The 14,691-nt window shown below is 67.9% G+C and carries 19 protein-coding genes; 13 read left to right on the forward strand and 6 right to left on the reverse strand.

What is annotated here, in order from left to right; genetic code table 11:
• The first annotated feature begins 25 nt into the window (after positions 1 to 25).
• Positions 26 to 583 (forward strand): sugar O-acetyltransferase, encoded by a 558-nt coding sequence (locus ACFXIV_RS14760; protein WP_379396536.1) that lies wholly within the window; start codon positions 26 to 28, stop codon positions 581 to 583.
• 76 nt (positions 584 to 659) lie between these two features.
• Here the strand turns inward: ACFXIV_RS14760 and ACFXIV_RS14765 are convergent, their stop codons facing one another.
• The 3 genes from ACFXIV_RS14765 to ACFXIV_RS14775 form a co-directional block, all read right to left on the reverse strand.
• Positions 660 to 1,496 (reverse strand): SDR family NAD(P)-dependent oxidoreductase, encoded by an 837-nt coding sequence (locus ACFXIV_RS14765; protein WP_379396538.1) that lies wholly within the window; start codon positions 1,494 to 1,496, stop codon positions 660 to 662.
• 117 nt (positions 1,497 to 1,613) lie between these two features.
• The gene (locus tag ACFXIV_RS14770; RefSeq protein ID WP_379396540.1) at positions 1,614 to 1,982 is read right to left on the reverse strand and encodes a hypothetical protein; all 369 of its coding nucleotides are present in this window, start codon (positions 1,980 to 1,982) and stop codon (positions 1,614 to 1,616) included.
• Between the two features lie 39 nt (positions 1,983 to 2,021).
• Positions 2,022 to 2,807 (reverse strand): DeoR/GlpR family DNA-binding transcription regulator, encoded by a 786-nt coding sequence (locus ACFXIV_RS14775; RefSeq protein WP_379396541.1) that lies wholly within the window; start codon positions 2,805 to 2,807, stop codon positions 2,022 to 2,024.
• Between the two features lie 118 nt (positions 2,808 to 2,925).
• Here ACFXIV_RS14775 and ACFXIV_RS14780 point away from each other — a divergent pair, with 118 nt between their 5' ends.
• The 8 genes from ACFXIV_RS14780 (at position 2,926) to ACFXIV_RS14815 (ending at position 8,700) form a co-directional block, all read left to right on the forward strand.
• A complete protein-coding gene (locus ACFXIV_RS14780; RefSeq protein ID WP_379396543.1) occupies positions 2,926 to 3,717 on the forward strand; it encodes a helix-turn-helix domain-containing protein in 792 nt (263 codons plus the stop codon).
• A gap of 63 nt (positions 3,718 to 3,780) precedes the next feature.
• A complete protein-coding gene (locus ACFXIV_RS14785) occupies positions 3,781 to 4,632 on the forward strand; it encodes a fructosamine kinase family protein (RefSeq protein ID WP_379396545.1) in 852 nt (283 codons plus the stop codon).
• 525 nt (positions 4,633 to 5,157) lie between these two features.
• Positions 5,158 to 5,565, forward strand: a complete 408-nt coding sequence (locus ACFXIV_RS14790) for a VOC family protein (protein ID WP_379421265.1) — start codon at positions 5,158 to 5,160, stop codon at positions 5,563 to 5,565.
• Between the two features lie 453 nt (positions 5,566 to 6,018).
• Complete coding sequence (locus ACFXIV_RS14795; RefSeq protein WP_379396549.1) at positions 6,019 to 6,612, forward strand: DUF5994 family protein; 594 nt, start codon at positions 6,019 to 6,021, stop codon at positions 6,610 to 6,612.
• The gene (locus ACFXIV_RS14800) at positions 6,609 to 7,088 is read left to right on the forward strand and encodes a DUF5994 family protein (protein ID WP_379396551.1); all 480 of its coding nucleotides are present in this window, start codon (positions 6,609 to 6,611) and stop codon (positions 7,086 to 7,088) included. Before ACFXIV_RS14795 ends, ACFXIV_RS14800 begins: the two co-directional genes overlap by 4 nt.
• Positions 7,089 to 7,390: 302 nt before the next feature.
• The gene (locus tag ACFXIV_RS14805; protein ID WP_379397167.1) at positions 7,391 to 7,705 is read left to right on the forward strand and encodes an NUDIX hydrolase; all 315 of its coding nucleotides are present in this window, start codon (positions 7,391 to 7,393) and stop codon (positions 7,703 to 7,705) included.
• The gene (locus ACFXIV_RS14810) at positions 7,612 to 7,998 is read left to right on the forward strand and encodes a VOC family protein (protein WP_379396553.1); all 387 of its coding nucleotides are present in this window, start codon (positions 7,612 to 7,614) and stop codon (positions 7,996 to 7,998) included. The genes ACFXIV_RS14805 and ACFXIV_RS14810 overlap by 94 nt, the downstream gene beginning before the upstream one ends.
• Before the next feature lie 210 nt (positions 7,999 to 8,208).
• Complete coding sequence (locus tag ACFXIV_RS14815) at positions 8,209 to 8,700, forward strand: peptidylprolyl isomerase (protein WP_379396555.1); 492 nt, start codon at positions 8,209 to 8,211, stop codon at positions 8,698 to 8,700.
• Positions 8,701 to 8,781: 81 nt separating this feature from the next.
• Here ACFXIV_RS14815 and ACFXIV_RS14820 read toward each other — a convergent pair whose 3' ends face one another.
• Together ACFXIV_RS14820 and ACFXIV_RS14825 are read right to left on the reverse strand one after the other, a co-directional pair.
• A complete protein-coding gene (locus tag ACFXIV_RS14820) occupies positions 8,782 to 9,276 on the reverse strand; it encodes a phosphoribosyltransferase (protein ID WP_364610181.1) in 495 nt (164 codons plus the stop codon).
• Positions 9,277 to 9,361: 85 nt separating this feature from the next.
• On the reverse strand, positions 9,362 to 10,072 hold the full coding sequence (locus ACFXIV_RS14825; RefSeq protein ID WP_379396557.1) for a metal-dependent hydrolase: 711 nt from the start codon (positions 10,070 to 10,072) through the stop codon (positions 9,362 to 9,364).
• A 225-nt stretch (positions 10,073 to 10,297) separates the two neighbouring features.
• Here ACFXIV_RS14825 and ACFXIV_RS14830 point away from each other — a divergent pair, with 225 nt between their 5' ends.
• Positions 10,298 to 11,044, forward strand: coding sequence for a hypothetical protein (locus tag ACFXIV_RS14830; protein WP_379396559.1), 747 nt, complete (start codon positions 10,298 to 10,300; stop codon positions 11,042 to 11,044).
• A 43-nt stretch (positions 11,045 to 11,087) separates the two neighbouring features.
• Here ACFXIV_RS14830 and ACFXIV_RS14835 read toward each other — a convergent pair whose 3' ends face one another.
• A complete protein-coding gene (locus tag ACFXIV_RS14835) occupies positions 11,088 to 11,939 on the reverse strand; it encodes an alpha/beta fold hydrolase (protein ID WP_379396561.1) in 852 nt (283 codons plus the stop codon).
• 37 nt (positions 11,940 to 11,976) lie between these two features.
• Here ACFXIV_RS14835 and mmuM point away from each other — a divergent pair, with 37 nt between their 5' ends.
• The 3 genes from mmuM (at position 11,977) to ACFXIV_RS14850 (ending at position 14,636) form a co-directional block, all read left to right on the forward strand.
• Complete coding sequence (mmuM, locus tag ACFXIV_RS14840; protein ID WP_379396563.1) at positions 11,977 to 12,876, forward strand: homocysteine S-methyltransferase; 900 nt, start codon at positions 11,977 to 11,979, stop codon at positions 12,874 to 12,876.
• 246 nt (positions 12,877 to 13,122) lie between these two features.
• Positions 13,123 to 13,386 carry a hypothetical protein gene (locus ACFXIV_RS14845; protein ID WP_379396565.1) on the forward strand — a complete coding sequence of 88 codons (264 nt, stop codon included), beginning with the start codon at positions 13,123 to 13,125 and terminating at the stop codon, positions 13,384 to 13,386.
• Entirely contained in the window at positions 13,383 to 14,636 is a 1,254-nt protein-coding gene (locus ACFXIV_RS14850; protein WP_379396567.1) for an FAD:protein FMN transferase, read from the forward strand. Before ACFXIV_RS14845 ends, ACFXIV_RS14850 begins: the two co-directional genes overlap by 4 nt.
• Positions 14,637 to 14,691 lie beyond the last annotated feature (55 nt).

A 14,691-nucleotide genomic window follows, 5' to 3' on the forward strand; every position in this document is an offset into this window, starting at 1 on the left:
GCGGGATCGCGGACAGGATGGACGGGTGGGAGAACACAAGGACCGCATGCTCGCCGGCGAGCCGTACCGCGACAACGACCCCGAACTGGTCGCCGAACGTCTGCGCTGCCAGGGGTTGCTCGACCGGTTCAACGCCACCCGCGCCGGTCAGGACATCGAGCGTCGAACCATCCTCGACGAGCTGCTCGGCGAGATCGGCGAGGGGTCCTGGATCATGCCGCGCTTCCAGTGCGACTACGGGCAGCTGATCCGGTTGGGCCGCAACAGTTTCCTCAACTACGACGCCATCGTCATGGATTGTGCGCCGGTCACCATCGGCGACGACGTCTCGATCGGCCCGCGCGCCCAGCTGCTCACCGCCCTGCACCCGATGGACGATCACGCGCTGCGCCGCGACCGCTGGGAGACGGCCGCGCCCATCACCATCGGCGACAATGTGTGGCTCGGCGGCGGGGTGATCGTCTGCCCGGGAGTGAGCATCGGCGCGAACACGGTGGTCGGGGCGGGCAGTGTCGTCACCCGCGAGCTGCCCGAAAAGGTGTTCGCCGCAGGCAATCCCGCGCGGGTGATCAGGCCGCTGTGACCGATACCGGCAACGGGCATGAGACCGGATCTGGTGCGAATGTGTTCACCGGTGCGGAAGCTGGTTCGGCGCGGCCTCAGCCGGGCAGGCCCGCCAGGTCGGCGCACAACCGGTGCAGGCGGGTGGCGGCCGCGTCGTCCTGGGCGGTGGGGGAGGGCGCCTTGACACGGTTGCGCTCGAAGTAGCAGCCGGACACCGAGGAGACGTCGGGGTCGGTCGCCAGGTAGGTGAGGGCCCGCGCGGCCGTGCCGGCGTCTGTCATGAACAGGCGTTTGCCTAGCGCCAGCGCGGGCCGGGCGAACCAGGGAGCGGCGTCCCAGATGCCGGTGGCGACGACCCCCGGGTGGAAGGCGTTGGCGGTCACCCGGGTTCCGTCCAGCCGCCGGGCCAGGTCGCGTGTGTACAGAATGTTGGCGAGCTTGGCGCGGCCGTAGGCGGTGGCGCCGCTGTAGCCGTGCCGCATTTGCAGGTCCTCGAAGTCGAGGGCATTGCCGTAGTGCATGACCGACGAGGTGAACACGATCCGCGCCGGGGCACTGTGGCGCAGCAGATCCAGCAGCAGTTCGGTGAGCAGGAATCCGGCGAGATGGTTCACCGTGAAGGTGGCTTCCAGACCGTCCCCGGTTTCGGTGCGCGACATGTGGAATGCGCCCGCATTGTTGGCCAGCACGTCGAGCCGGTCGTATCGAGCGGCGACGGTGCCCGCAAGCTGTCGGACAGCATCCAGGGAGGCGAGGTCGCATTCGATCGCATCGACCGGAGCGGTCGCGGTCGCACGCACCAATTCGACAGCGGCACTGAGCTTTCCGGGATTGCGGCCGACCAGGATGACACGGTGCCCGGCCGCCGCGAGCTGCCCCGCCGCCGCCAATCCGATCCCCGACGTGGCCCCCGTGATCAGCATGGTCTTCATGCCCGGCCAGCCTGCCACACCCCGGGCGCACTGTCGCGGTACGCCGAACCGCGTACCCGGCGCCGAACCGCTGTCCGACTACGCCGTTCACCGGCCCGCGCCCTGCGCCCGGGCCGGTCAGACGGCCACGGGAATCTCGCTCAGGCTCAGATAGATTCGCTTGCCCTCCGCGCGCGCCTGCGCAACCATCCGATCGGCGCCCTCGGACGGACCGCCGATGCGCAGCACCGCATCACAGCGGGAGAGCAGCTGCTCGGCAACGGGATGGAAGATCTCGTCGTAGAGCGGATCACCCGGGCGCGTACTGCCGGCGGTCTCGAGCAGCGGCAACGCCAGCGCCTCACCGGTGACCGCGAGATGCCCGGCGCGGAAGAGGGTCAGGGCCGTCTCGTTCATAGCGCGCACATTCGCCGCCAGCTTGACCGGATCGTCACCGGTCCCCGAGCGGTACGGCCCCGCGACCAGGATCATCTGAGAATTCGACACGGTAACTCCTTCGATCATCGGTTCATACGCCAATTCGGTTCACGCCGTATGGAGGACGACGCCCGCCTCACGCAGGGCATCGAGGGTCCGCGGGCCGGCCGGATGGATCGCCGGGTCGGACGCGGAGCGGTCGGTGACGAACTCGTGCGCCGCGCCCAGCCCGGCCACCTGGCTGAAGGCCCGCACCCCCAGCTTGGTCGCATCCGCCACCGCCAGCACCCGCGCCGACTGCGCGATCCCGGCCTGCTTGACCGCGGCATCGTCGAGACAGAACTCCGACCAGCCGTACTCGGCGTGCACCCCGCCGATCGACATCACGAACACGTCGAACGCGAGTGACTCCACCGCCCGCAGAGCCAAGGGTCCGACCAGGGATTGCTCACCCGGCCGGGAACGCCCACCCGCCACCAGCAACTCGATCCCGGGACGATCGGCCAGGCACACCGCGGTCTGCAGACTCAGCGCGGTCACCGTCAACGGGCCGCGCTCGGCCAGCGCCCGGGCCACATGCACGGTCGTCGTGCCCGCATCCAGCAGCACCCGCGACCCGGGGGCGATGAGGGCCGCGACGGCCGCGCCCAGCCGATCCTTGGTGGCAGCCGACCAGCCCGCGCGATCGGCGAACCCGCCCGCCTCGGTCCGCGCGCGGGTCGCCACCGCCCCGCCGTGCACCCGCCGCACCAGGCCGCGCCGCTCGAGCGCATCGAGGTCGCGGCGCACGGTCATCTCCGAAACACCCAGGCGCTGCGCCAATTCCGCCACCGCGGCCCGCTCCGCGCCCTGCACCAGGCGCAGCGTCACATCCAACCGTTCACCGGCATCCACCCCACATTTCTAACAGAGGCGTGTTCGAATGAACAGAGTTAGTTTCGTATTGCCCGAGGCCGGGCGCTTACCTCCCGGGTAATGGCCTGTGGTGGTTGATCATTCGTACGATCGGCAGATGGCGACTCACACGGCAGGCGACCTCCTGCGGCACTGGCGCACCACCCGGCGGCTCAGCCAGCTCGAACTCGCCGGCCGCGCCGAAACCTCCACCCGCCACCTCAGCTTCATCGAAACCGGTCGCGCCACCCCCAGCCGCCAGATGCTGCTGCACCTGTCCGACGAACTCGACATCCCGCTGCGGGAACGCAACCGGATGCTCCTGGCCGCCGGATACGCGCCCGTCTACGCCGAACCCGAACTCGACACCCCCGCCATGCAATCCGTCCGCGACGCCCTCCGTCGCATCCTCACCGGCCTCGAACCCCATCCCGCCCTCGCCATCGACGCGAACTGGACCATGGTCGACGCCAACGCCGGCATCGGACTGTTCCTCGACGGCATCGACCCCGCCCTGCTGACGCCGCCCGTCAACGCCCTGCGCCTGACCCTGCACCCCGACGGCTTCGCCGCCCGCATCATCAACCTCGCCGAATGGCGCGGCCACCTCTTCGAACGCCTGCAACGCCAGATCGAAGTGACCGGATCACCCGAACTCACCGCGCTGCTCGACGAATTGCGCGCCTACCCCGGCGGCGAGGAATCACCCGGCCTGCCCGAACCCGACCAGGCCGTCGTCCCACTGCGCGTGCGTCTCGACGGCCACGAGCTCGCCTTCCTCAGCGTCACCACGGTTTTCGGCACACCCATGAACGTCACCGTCGCCGAACTCGCCATCGAAGCCTTCCTCCCCGCCGATGCCGCCACCGCCGCCCACCTGCGCGACCGCCTCACCGTCCCGGGAACCTGACCCCACAACCCGATCCGACTAGTCGGTCCGCGCGGGCCGGTCCATACCCCACAATGAGATTCCATGGACGTGCCCGCGCACCTCACCCACCTCACCGGCACACCCATCACCCGCGTCGACCACCTCGGCCACAGCCACGCCTGGACCCTCCACCGCGCCCACACCGCCGACGGCCGCACCCTCTTCGTCAAAGCCGTCCAGAACGGCACCCCGTCCGCCGTCCTCACCGCCGAAGCCGCCGGCCTCCGCTGGCTGGCCACCGGCCACCCCACCCTCGTCCCACCCGTCGTCGCCGCCGACCCCCACATGCTCGTCCTGCCCTGGCAGCCACCCGAACCCGCCACCCCCACCGCCGCCGAACACCTCGGCCGCGACCTCGCCACCCTCCACACCGCCACCCCGCACACCTACGGCGCCCCCTGGGACGGCTACATCGCCACCCTCCCTCTGGACAACACCCCCACCACCGGCGACTGGGGCCCCTGGTACGCCGAATACCGCCTGGCCCCTTACCTTTCCGCGGCCGCCCCCGAACTCGGCCGCGACGGCACCCGCCTCCTCGACCGCGTCGTCGACCGCATCGACCACCTCGCCGGCCCACCCGAACCCCCCGCCCGCATCCACGGCGACCTCTGGTCCGGCAACATCCTCTGGTCCACCGGCCACGCCCTCCTCATCGACCCCGCCGCCCACGGCGGCCACCGCGAAACCGACCTCGCCATGCTCACCCTCTTCGGCGCCCCCCACCTCGACCGCATCCTCGCCGCCTACCAAGAAACCACCCCCCTGAGTTCCGGCTGGCGCCAACGCATCCCCCTTCACCAGCTCCACCCCCTCCTCGTCCACGTAATCCTCTTCGGCGGCTCCTACCGAGGCATGCTCCTCGCCGCCGCAGCCTCGGCCCTGGCCGCATAACCGTGCGCGCCGCCCGAAACAGAACAATTCGTCGGGCCAACAGCCTTCTGCAGTTTCAGCCGAGCGGCACGGCCGGCCCGACAACGATGCTCGGATGTTCCTGTGCCACTCGAGCCTTCTCGGCAATCGGTGAAGTCGGTGGGCATGATCCGCCCGTGTATCGCAGTTGGCCGGAACGAATGGTGGCGGACCGGTGGTCACCGACGGCAGCCACCACCAATCCGGACGCTCCCGAAGACGACTGATCTGGCGGATATTGCGTCGCAGCCCGCGAATCGTTCTGGGTAGCCTGCGGTTTCGGCTGTCATCACCGTCTGATACCGCAGGAAAGCGAGCATCGCGTGGACCTCGGACCTGAAATCCGCACCACTGCCGGAGTCGTGCGCGGCAGGTGGGAAAGCCCTGTCACGGTCATCCGGGACCTGTCCGGTGCGCGACCCTCCGGCCGGCCGGCAGGGCTCACACCGGAGACGCTGCGGCGGTAACGTGAGGACTCTCGCCGGGCGGATGAAAAGGGGAGAGGAAATGGGTGCTGCAAGGATTACATCCTGCCTTATGCGCGTATCCGACCTGGATCGTTCCGCGAACTTCTACTGCTATGTGTTCGAATGCCACATTGCGATTCACGAGCCGGAGGCGGCGCTTCTCTTGACGCCGGGCGGCTTCCAGATATACCTGCGCACACGCCAGGCGGGCCGGGCACGCGGCATCAATGATGTCGGTGTTGAGGAGATCATCTGGTCCGTCGACAGCGAAGAAGAACTGCAACGCATCGAACAGCGGCTGCGCACCCGGTATCCCAGTACATATTCGAACACACTGAACGGGGTCAGTTTCGTCGACGGTGTCGACCCGGACGGGACTCGCGTGCTGGTCACCTACCCGACTCCCGAACAGTTTCCGTGCGAGGTCATAGACAGACGATTCCGGTGACCGGCACAGACGATAGCCCACCGAGGTCCCAGTTGCCGGGGTTCCGGTAGAACGAAAAGCCCAGTTGGAAGCCCTATTCTGACAGGGTCCGGCGGCCCTGCTGATGTGACGTCGAGGGCCCCGCATCCGCACCTGCCGACGCACTACACACCATTGCTGCTGGTCCAGGCATTGTTGTTTTCCGTGCGGCTACTACCGTGACCCCCTCAGCTGCCGGGGACGCAGAGGAGGTGAGTCGGAAGGGTTCGACCCGACGGGCAGACACCCACAGGGTTGGGGTGGTTTCCTGCGATGCCCCGAAGGCCCATTGCGCGTACGCGCGCATGGGGCCGGTGTGTTTCTCGCGGGTAGGATCAGGGCACCGGGGGCTTTTCGTACGAAATCACTCGTGGTCTCGTCGTCGCCCGGCGAATGAATATGGACCGCCATGCGGTCCCGGTCAGGAGCGTCCTGATGACGCTACAACACAAGTCGATCGTGCTGGACCGCCCTTCGCGCTTCGCCCTCCGCACCGCTCTGCCGTCGTCACGGCGGTTACCGACGCCGCGAGCACCCCGCCCCGGGACGGTGGATGGGGCCTGGTGGCCCCGCACGACCGACTTGGTCGCCGAACTGTCCGATCTGGAGGCGCTACTGGGCCGGCGGGCAGGCGGTGTCGACCGAATCATGTACAACATCGACGCCTGGGAACCGGCACCGAGCCGCACGGTAATCGGCGGGCGTTCGGTTCGCTTGGACGGATACCGGCATCTGCCCGACCACACACTCTGTGTCCTGGGACTCGACCGCACCCGCCTCGTCCTGCTGGTGATCCCCGCAGACACCGAGGCCGCCACCGCCCAGGCGTTGCTGTCGGCCGCATCCCGACCAGGCAATGAGCTCACCGCCGCCGAACTCATGGCCGCCGATACCCGCCACACCCTCGATCACGCCCAGAACGAGGACGCGTTGCGCCGCTGGGACGACGAAGGCGGTCACACCGCGCCGGTGAACCCGGCAGACCTGCGCTCTCGCAGTATCCCCGGCCCCACGGGAGGCCTGGTATGACACAGAACCCGGCGCAGGACAGGGGCGGTGCCGCCGCCGACCGCGGTCTGGGCCGATTCCAGCCCACCGCCGGCGGTGGGCAACCATTCGACACGCCGACCCGCACACCGCGGCTGCTGCTGCGCGACCGTGACGAGCAATCCGGTGGCGTCGACGGTGCCTGGTGGCCCAGAACCGACAATCTCACCACCGAACTGCACGACCTGGTCACCGCGCTCACCGCGCGACTCGGCGCGACCGCCCGGATCAGCTTCGACTGGAATTGGCTGAGCCTGTCCCAACGCCGCATCGACGCTCCCGACGGGATCGAGGTCACCGGACCGCTTCCGGGCCAGCCGCCTCAGGTGATGTATGTCTTCGGCCCGCACGATCGGCGCCTTCGATTGTTGGTGATCGATCCCGCCACCACCGCAGACCGCGCCGACGCGCAGATGCGCAGGGCCGTAAGCGCGATCGCTGACCAGCCGGAATCATGAACTAAGGGTTCCGGTAGAAGCCGCCGAAAATCCAATGAAATTCGGCATACGCCCTGATCAGGGCGAAGTCATCGGCAGTCGACAAGCGCTGAAACAACCAGCAAGAGAACGGTTTCCTGCCTCGGGCGGCTGGTTCAGCCGGTTGGGAAGAGCGGGCGGCGATCGATCGTGTGTGGCCGGGCGACATGATCCGATGAATCAACGTAGCCATCACGGTCGCCGACCTCCACAAGCTTCGACCGATTCAGCGAGACCGAGGTCAAGTGCTGCTGGAGCAGATAGTCGACAACGGCATATGGGCTCTGCCCGGCGGAAAGATCGAGCTGGGCGAGTCGCTCGCCGAATGTGGGATCCGCGAAGCCAAGGAGGAGACAGGGATTGACGTCGAGATCATCGGGATAGTTGGCACCTACACCAATCCCGGACATGTCTTCGCCTATGACGAGGGGAGGTACGGCTATCCGGTAGCTCCTACCGTGCTGGCGCCACAAAGGGGGAGCAGTCGTGGACTAGCGTCGAGGGAGTGGAGCTGCAGCGGATTCATCATGTCGCGATCATTGCGTCGGACTATGAGAGGTCGAAGGCGTTTTATACCGAGGTTCTCGGGTTGCGGGTGATTGCGGAGAACTATCGGGCCGAAAGATGTTCGTACAAGCTGGATCTCGCGTTGCCTGACGGCGGGCAGCTGGAGTTGTTCTCGTTTCCGGAGCCGCCGGCGCGGCTGTCGAGGCCCGAGGCTGCTGGGTTGCGGCATCTGGCATTCCTGGTGGCGGATGTGGGGGAGGCGGTGGCCGAGTTGCGGGGTAGGGGAGTGGCGGTGGAGGAGGTGCGAATTGATGAGTACACGGGGAAGCGGTTCGTGTTCTTCGCTGATCCGGATGGTCTGCCGCTGGAGCTGTACGAAGCCTGAGGTCAGGGCCTCTGTCGAGGCTTTCCCAATTGAACATCAAGAAATGGAAATATGCGCATCTACGCATGTTGCTCCATTTCAAACAAACTCCGGCACTCACCACCGCCCACACCTGCCTGACCACACCCATCACCACCCAACCTCGAAGAGGGGAGCGGCTATTCGATGCCGCTCGGTCGCTGGGTTGGGGGCTCCCATACGATGGTCCGCATGACCAAAGTGCTCCTGAAGACCTCCGCCGGGGACATCACCCTGGAACTGGACGAGGCCAAGGCACCCAAGACCGTCGCCAACTTCGTCGACTACGTCAAGGCGGGCCACTACGCGGACACCGTCTTCCACCGGGTGATCCCGAACTTCATGATCCAGGGCGGCGGCCTGACCGCCGACATGCAGCAGAAGGCTGCCAAGCAGACGGTCGAGAACGAGGCCGCCAACGGCCTCAAGAACGACAAGTACACCGTCGCCATGGCGCGCACCTCGGCCCCGCACTCGGCCAGCGCGCAGTTCTTCATCAACACCAGCAACAACGCCTTCCTGAACTACCCGGGCCAGGACGGCTTCGGCTACGCCGTGTTCGGCAAGGTCGTCGACGGCACGGCCGTCGTGGACGCCATCGAGGGTGTGCGCACCGGCAACAAGGCCGGCCACCAGGATGTGCCGGTCGAGCCGATCACCATTCTGTCCGTCGAACTGGTCTGATCAGTCCCTGCGGCAACTGGACAAACGGCCCGGAACCGAATGGTTCCGGGCCGTTGTCGTTGGCGCGTAGCGGGTTTCGGGTCAGGCGTCGAGGACGCGGGCCTCGCGTTTGACGACGGGCGGGAGCACGGACCAGGGGAAGTTGATCCACTTGTCGGTGCGTTTCCACACGTATTCGCAGTCGACCTCGGAGTGCGGCTTCTGGTAGATGACCGCGCAGCGCACCTCGGCGACGTGGTGGGAGCAGAAGTCGCGCACGAGTTTCAGGGTTTTGCCGGTGTCGGCGACGTCGTCGGCGACCAGGACGGTCGCGCCGGTGAGGTCGACGGCGCTGGGGACGGGCGGCAGCATGACCGGCATGTCGAGGCGCTGGTCGACGCCGGTGTAGAACTCCACGTTCATGACGTGGAGGTTCTTGACGTCGAGGGCGTAGCCGAGGGCGCCGGCGACGAAGAGCCCGCCGCGGGCGATCGACAGGATGAGGTCGGGTTCGAAGCCGTCGTCGGCGATGGCCTGGGATAGTTCGCGGCTGGCGTCCCCGAACAGTTCCCAGCTCAGTTCCTCGCGATCGCTCATGCCCGACTCCGTTCTGCCCGCTGCGGTGGTCTTCGGATCATACGAGCCGGGTTGCCGGTCGTTGTCCGGTCCGGCGCCGTTCGGCTCACGGATGGTGGGTGAGGGTGTACCAGAGCAGGGCGAGGGTGCCGAGGGCGAAGAGGGGGACCAGCACCATGGTCTCCATCTTGTTGCCGGTGTGGTCGATGATCGGGATGCGGGTGCGGATCTTGAGTGGCCACAGCAGCCGGCAGCCGCGGTCGGTGAGGCAGTCGCCGACGAGGTGGGCGAGCGCGCCGAGTCCGACGGAGAAGGGCAGCCAGGCGGGTTTGTCGCTGATCCAGTGGTCGATGGCGAAGGTGCCGCAGACGGCGAGGATGACGATGGTGCCCCAGGATTTGGGTCCGTCGCCGGTGGGTGCGAGACCGAGGGCCTTGATGGCGAGGGCGAGCAGGAAGAACACCAGCGAGAGCGTGAAGTAGCGGCCGAGCAGGTGTTCGCCGGCCCAGGTGCCGTAGGTGACGGCGGCAACGAAGGCGAAGGAGTGGGTGCCGTGGCGGTGCCCGCCGGAGATCCACGAGATGAACTTGCACGCGTAGTGCGAGATCGGCCCCAGCACATGGGAAATGGTGCCGGAAGGGTGATCGGCGTCGGGCAGCAGCGCGGCGCCCGCGGTGAGGAAGGTGCCCATCACCAGATCGACGGAGCCGATGGCCCCGGATTGCACTGCGGGATAGGTCAAGACGGTGAACGGTAGCGCCGCGGCCGCCGCCGACCAGGCGAGCGCGCCGCTGGTCGCATGTGAATGTCCTAGCACCGCTTGAAGGTTAGCGGATGTAACCGACAGGTCTTTCCGGCTGCGGTGCGGTGAGGGACGTTGCCGGGCAGCGGATTCCGGTCGTGCGAGGCAAATATGTTTCAGGACAGTCGGTTTGGTGTTGGGAGTGCTCTCCCGGTCACATTCGGGTGGCCCGTGTGCGGCCGGTCGGCGGTCTGAAATAGTCTCGGATCGATTGCGCTTTCCGCTCAGAGAGGAACGGACATGTCGGTAGCGTCCGCGGTGAAGGATCAGATCCAGACGATCGGTGGGGGATTCATGTTCTCCCGGGAAGCCCGAGCCTTCGCCGACAGCACCGGTGTCCCCGGCTTCATGCCCGGCTACACCCGCGGCCGCGCCGGCGTCCTGGGTGATGTGGATGCCGATGTGGTGACCGCGGCCTTCGGTTTCTTCCGTCCCGAGGCGATCCGGGAGGCGTGGGAGGCCACGGCCTCGATGCCGGCCGCGGCAGCCGCCGAGGGATATCTGACGGCGTGCCAGAACTTCGGCCGCCGGAAGCTGGCCTCCTTCGAGGACTCCGGACGCCTGGCCGAGCTGCTACAGCGGGTGGTGGCGGCCGCGAATCCGGTGGGCGCGCCGCTGTTCGCGGGCTGGCGTGCTCTGCCGCAGGCCGAGGATGCGCCGGGCTTGGTGCTGCAGCTGATCCATGTGCTGCGGGAATTGCGTGGCGGCCTGCACCTGATCGGCGTGCTGGGTAGTGGGCTGACCCCGTTGCAGGCGGTGCTGATCGCGGGCTCCCCGCTGAAGCCGGGTCCGGATCAGGCCCGCAATTTCGGCTGGCCGGAGCCGTTCGACGAGATCACCGCGGAGCTGAAGGGCCGCTGGATGCAGGCGGAGTCGATCACCGAGGATCTGATCGCGCCCGCGTTCGCGGTCCTCGACGACAAGGAGGGCGAGGAGCTGGTGACGCTGCTGAACGCCTGCCAGTTGGCGGTGTTCGGCGACCGCTGACCCGCCGCCCGGGTGGGCCGGTGAGCCCACCCGGGAATCCTGTTCAGCGGTGCAGGAATTCGAGGGTGACGCGTTCGAAGGCCTCCTTGGCCTCGTACATGACCCAGTGCCCGCACTTGGGGAACACGTGCAGTTCGGCGTTGGGGATCTGCCGCAGCGGGATGAGCGCCATGTCGGTGGGGCATTGGCGGTCGTCGGCGCCCCAGGTCATGAGCACCGGGCTCTTGATCTTGTGCAGCATGGACCAGTAGGGCGGGGTGGGGGAGTTCTCCAGGAATTGCTGTTGCAGCGCAAGCGCTTCGGACCCGTACATGGCCTCGAGACTGGCCTGCGCGGCGGGTTCGGTGGCCGCGGTCCAGCGTTCCTCGATGAGGCCGTCGGTGATCATCTTGGGGTCGTAGATCATGCAGCGCAGCCAGCGCTCCAGGCCCTCGCGACTGGGTTGGTCGGCGAATTCCGACAGCAGCCGGGTGCCTTCGCTGGGGTTGGCGGCGAGCAAGCTGTGGCCGACACCGCCGATGGCGACGATCTTCTCGACCCGCTGCGGGTGGTGCATGGCGACATTCACCGCGACGACGCCGCCCATGGAGTTGCCGATCATGGCGGCGGAGTCGATGTTCAACGCATCCATGAACCGGACGACGGAGTCGACGGCGGTGAGGACCGGGTGTCCCGGGACGGGGTCGCTGACGCCGAAGCCCGGGAATTCCAGGACGTAGCAGTGGAAATGGTCGGCGTAGAAGCCGAGGTTGCTGCGGAAGTTGCGCCAGCCGTTGACGCCGATTCCGGAGCCGTGCAGCAGAATCAGGGGAGGACCGTCGCCGGCCTCGTGGTAGCGCAGGACGCCTTTGTCGGTGGCGATTTCGCGTCGGGTGTTCTCATAGGTGACATCCACGCCACCCACAGTAGAACAGGTTGCAGTTTGGAGGACGATGGCCGAGTTCGGAGTCCCGGTGGGCGAGGTGACCGTCGCCGACGGAGGCGTGGCGACCGCACTCGAAGCGCGCGGACACGATCTGTCCGACGCGCTGTGGTCGGCGCGACTGCTCGTCGACGCACCCGACGAGATCCGAGCCGTGCACACCGCGTTCTTCCGGGCGGGCGCGGTCATCGCGACCACCGCGAGCTACCAGGCCTCGTTCGAGGGATTCGCGGCGCGCGGCATCGATCGAGAACAGACCGCCCGATTGCTGCGGCGCAGTGTCGCGCTCGCGCGTACGGCACGAGACGAGATCGACGACGGCCGTGAGCGCTGGATCGCCGCCTCGATCGGCCCGTACGGTGCGGCCCTGGCCGACGGTTCCGAATACCGCGGCTGCTACGGGCTTTCCCTGGCCGAGTTGAAGCGCTGGCACCTGCCGCGGCTGGAAGTGCTCGCCGAAGCCGGGGCGGATGTGCTTGCGCTGGAGACGATTCCGGATATCGACGAGGCGGAGGCGCTGGCCGGACTGCTCGACGGGAGTGGCGTGCCCGCCTGGCTCAGCTACACCATCGACGGCGACCGGACCCGCGCCGGGCAGCCGCTGCGGGACGCGTTCGCGATCGCCGCCGCGGTTCCGGAGATCGTCGCCGTAGGGGTGAACTGCTGTGCGCCGGACGATGTCGCGGCGGCGATCGCCCTGGCTCGGGAGGTGACGGGGAAACCGGTGATCGTCTACCCGAACAGCGGGGAGAAGTGGGACGCCGGGCAACGGTGCTGGACGGGGGAGGCGCGGTACCCGGCCGGGCTGGCGGAGGAGTGGGCGGGGCTGGGTGCGGCCATCGTCGGTGGATGCTGCCGGGTGCTGCCCGCCGATATCGAGCGGCTCGCCGCGGTCGTCGCCGCAGGCTAGGCGGCAGACGCCCAGGTCTGCCCGATGATGAATGTTCGCATGCAGACATGTGCATGTACAAACGTTCCTTGGATACTGCGAACAAACACAAAAGCGGCCAGGACAGGGCAGTGTCGGCTCCCGGCGTATTCGCAGCATCCAGGACCCTGCTTCACAGCGCCCTCACAGTGCCGGTTCGCATGCTGAGGTTCGAGCCCATACCGGGAGCGCCGCGCCCCGGGTGATCCGAGCGAACAGGAATTCAGCATGCCGTCACATCCGAGTCTGCGGGCCGGGCGCACCGCGACCGCGACCCTGCTCGCCGTGACCGCGGCGGGCACGCTCACCGCGACCGCGCTGGCCTACGTCGACAACCACGGCAGTCTCCAGAGCGGCGGCAGCACAACCCAATCCGCCACCCCCGACGCCACCGCGGCCTCCGACGGCACCCCGGCGAACGCCGCCACCGACCCCACCCCGGCGCTGCGCTCGGGTACCGGTCGCGTCCACGCCCGATCGAGCGGCTCGTGATCGCCGCCCCCGACCACACGGCCTCGACCGAATGGCCGGTGTGGAGCACCACCGCGCGCGTGGTCGTCACCGACCCGGCGGCACTGCGCCCGGCCCGCACCCTGATCCGCGCCCACCTCGCCGAGGTCGACGCCGCCTGCAGCCGATTCCGCCCCGACTCCGAGATCAGCCGCCTGGCGCGGACCGCCGGGCAACCGGTGCGCATCAGTGCACTGCTCGCCGGACATCTCCATGCCGCCCTCGCGGCCGCCCGCGACACCGACGGGGATCTCGACCCCACGATCGGTACCTCGCTCATCGCCCTGGGCTACGACCGCGACTTCACGTTGCTGCTCCCGGGCTCGGCCGCGCGAGTGGTCGAGGACCGTCCGGACGCGGTAGCTCGGAAGTCTGACTCGCGCACCGGGATCCGTGACCTCGAGGGCGCGGTCACCAGCAACGAAGGAGGTCACTCCATACGGGGTAGCCAAACCCAGAGTCCTTCCGCACCGGCAATCGTGCCGCTGGAAAGTCACCATGAGGAAGGTGGTGTGGCAAGGGAAGCGACGTCTGCGGAGCGGGTCACCAAGGGTGAGACCGGAGTCGATCGCCGCGGTGACGTCGGAGTCGGCGGGCGTGGCCAAGGGCCTGCTGGGCTGCGGGTACCCGTGGCGCTCACGGTGCGCCCGGATTGGACGCATGTCAGGTTGGATGGCGATCTGCTGAGTGTGCCCGCGGGGGTGCTGCTCGATCTGGGCGCGACGGCGAAAGCACTTGCCGCCGACCATTGCGCGCATATGGTCGCCGATCGTCTCGGCTGTGGTGTGCTGGTGAGCCTGGGTGGTGACATCGCCACTGCGGGCCCCGCCCCGGCGGGCGGCTGGCAGGTGCTGGTCGAGGATCGCCCCGGTGAACCTCGTTCCCGCATAACTCTTCCCGCAGGCGCGGCACTGGCCACCTCGAGCACGCTGCGCCGCCGCTGGTGGCGGGGCGGCAGTCTGGTGCACCACATCGTCGACCCGCGCACCGGCCTCGCCGCGGATCCGGTGTGGCGGACGGTGTCGGTCGCCGCCGGGTCCTGCCTGGCCGCCAATACCGCCGCTACGGCGGCCGTCATTCGTGGCCGTGACGCGCTGACGGGTTTGCGTGGCCAGGGTTTTCCGTCGCGGCTGGTGAGTCGCGACGGTGAGGTCATCACCTTGTGCGGGTGGCCGCAGGCCGCGTCCGGTGACGACGAGCCCGGAACTCGGGAGAACGGAACCGAATCATGAACCGAGGGAACCGAATCGTGAACTGGCCGGCGCAAGCGTCCCGGGGCGGTGAATG

Origin of the sequence: Nocardia sp. NPDC059236 (genome assembly GCF_042754085.1) — a bacterium.
In the GTDB taxonomy this organism is placed as follows: Bacteria; Actinomycetota; Actinomycetes; order Mycobacteriales; family Mycobacteriaceae; genus Nocardia.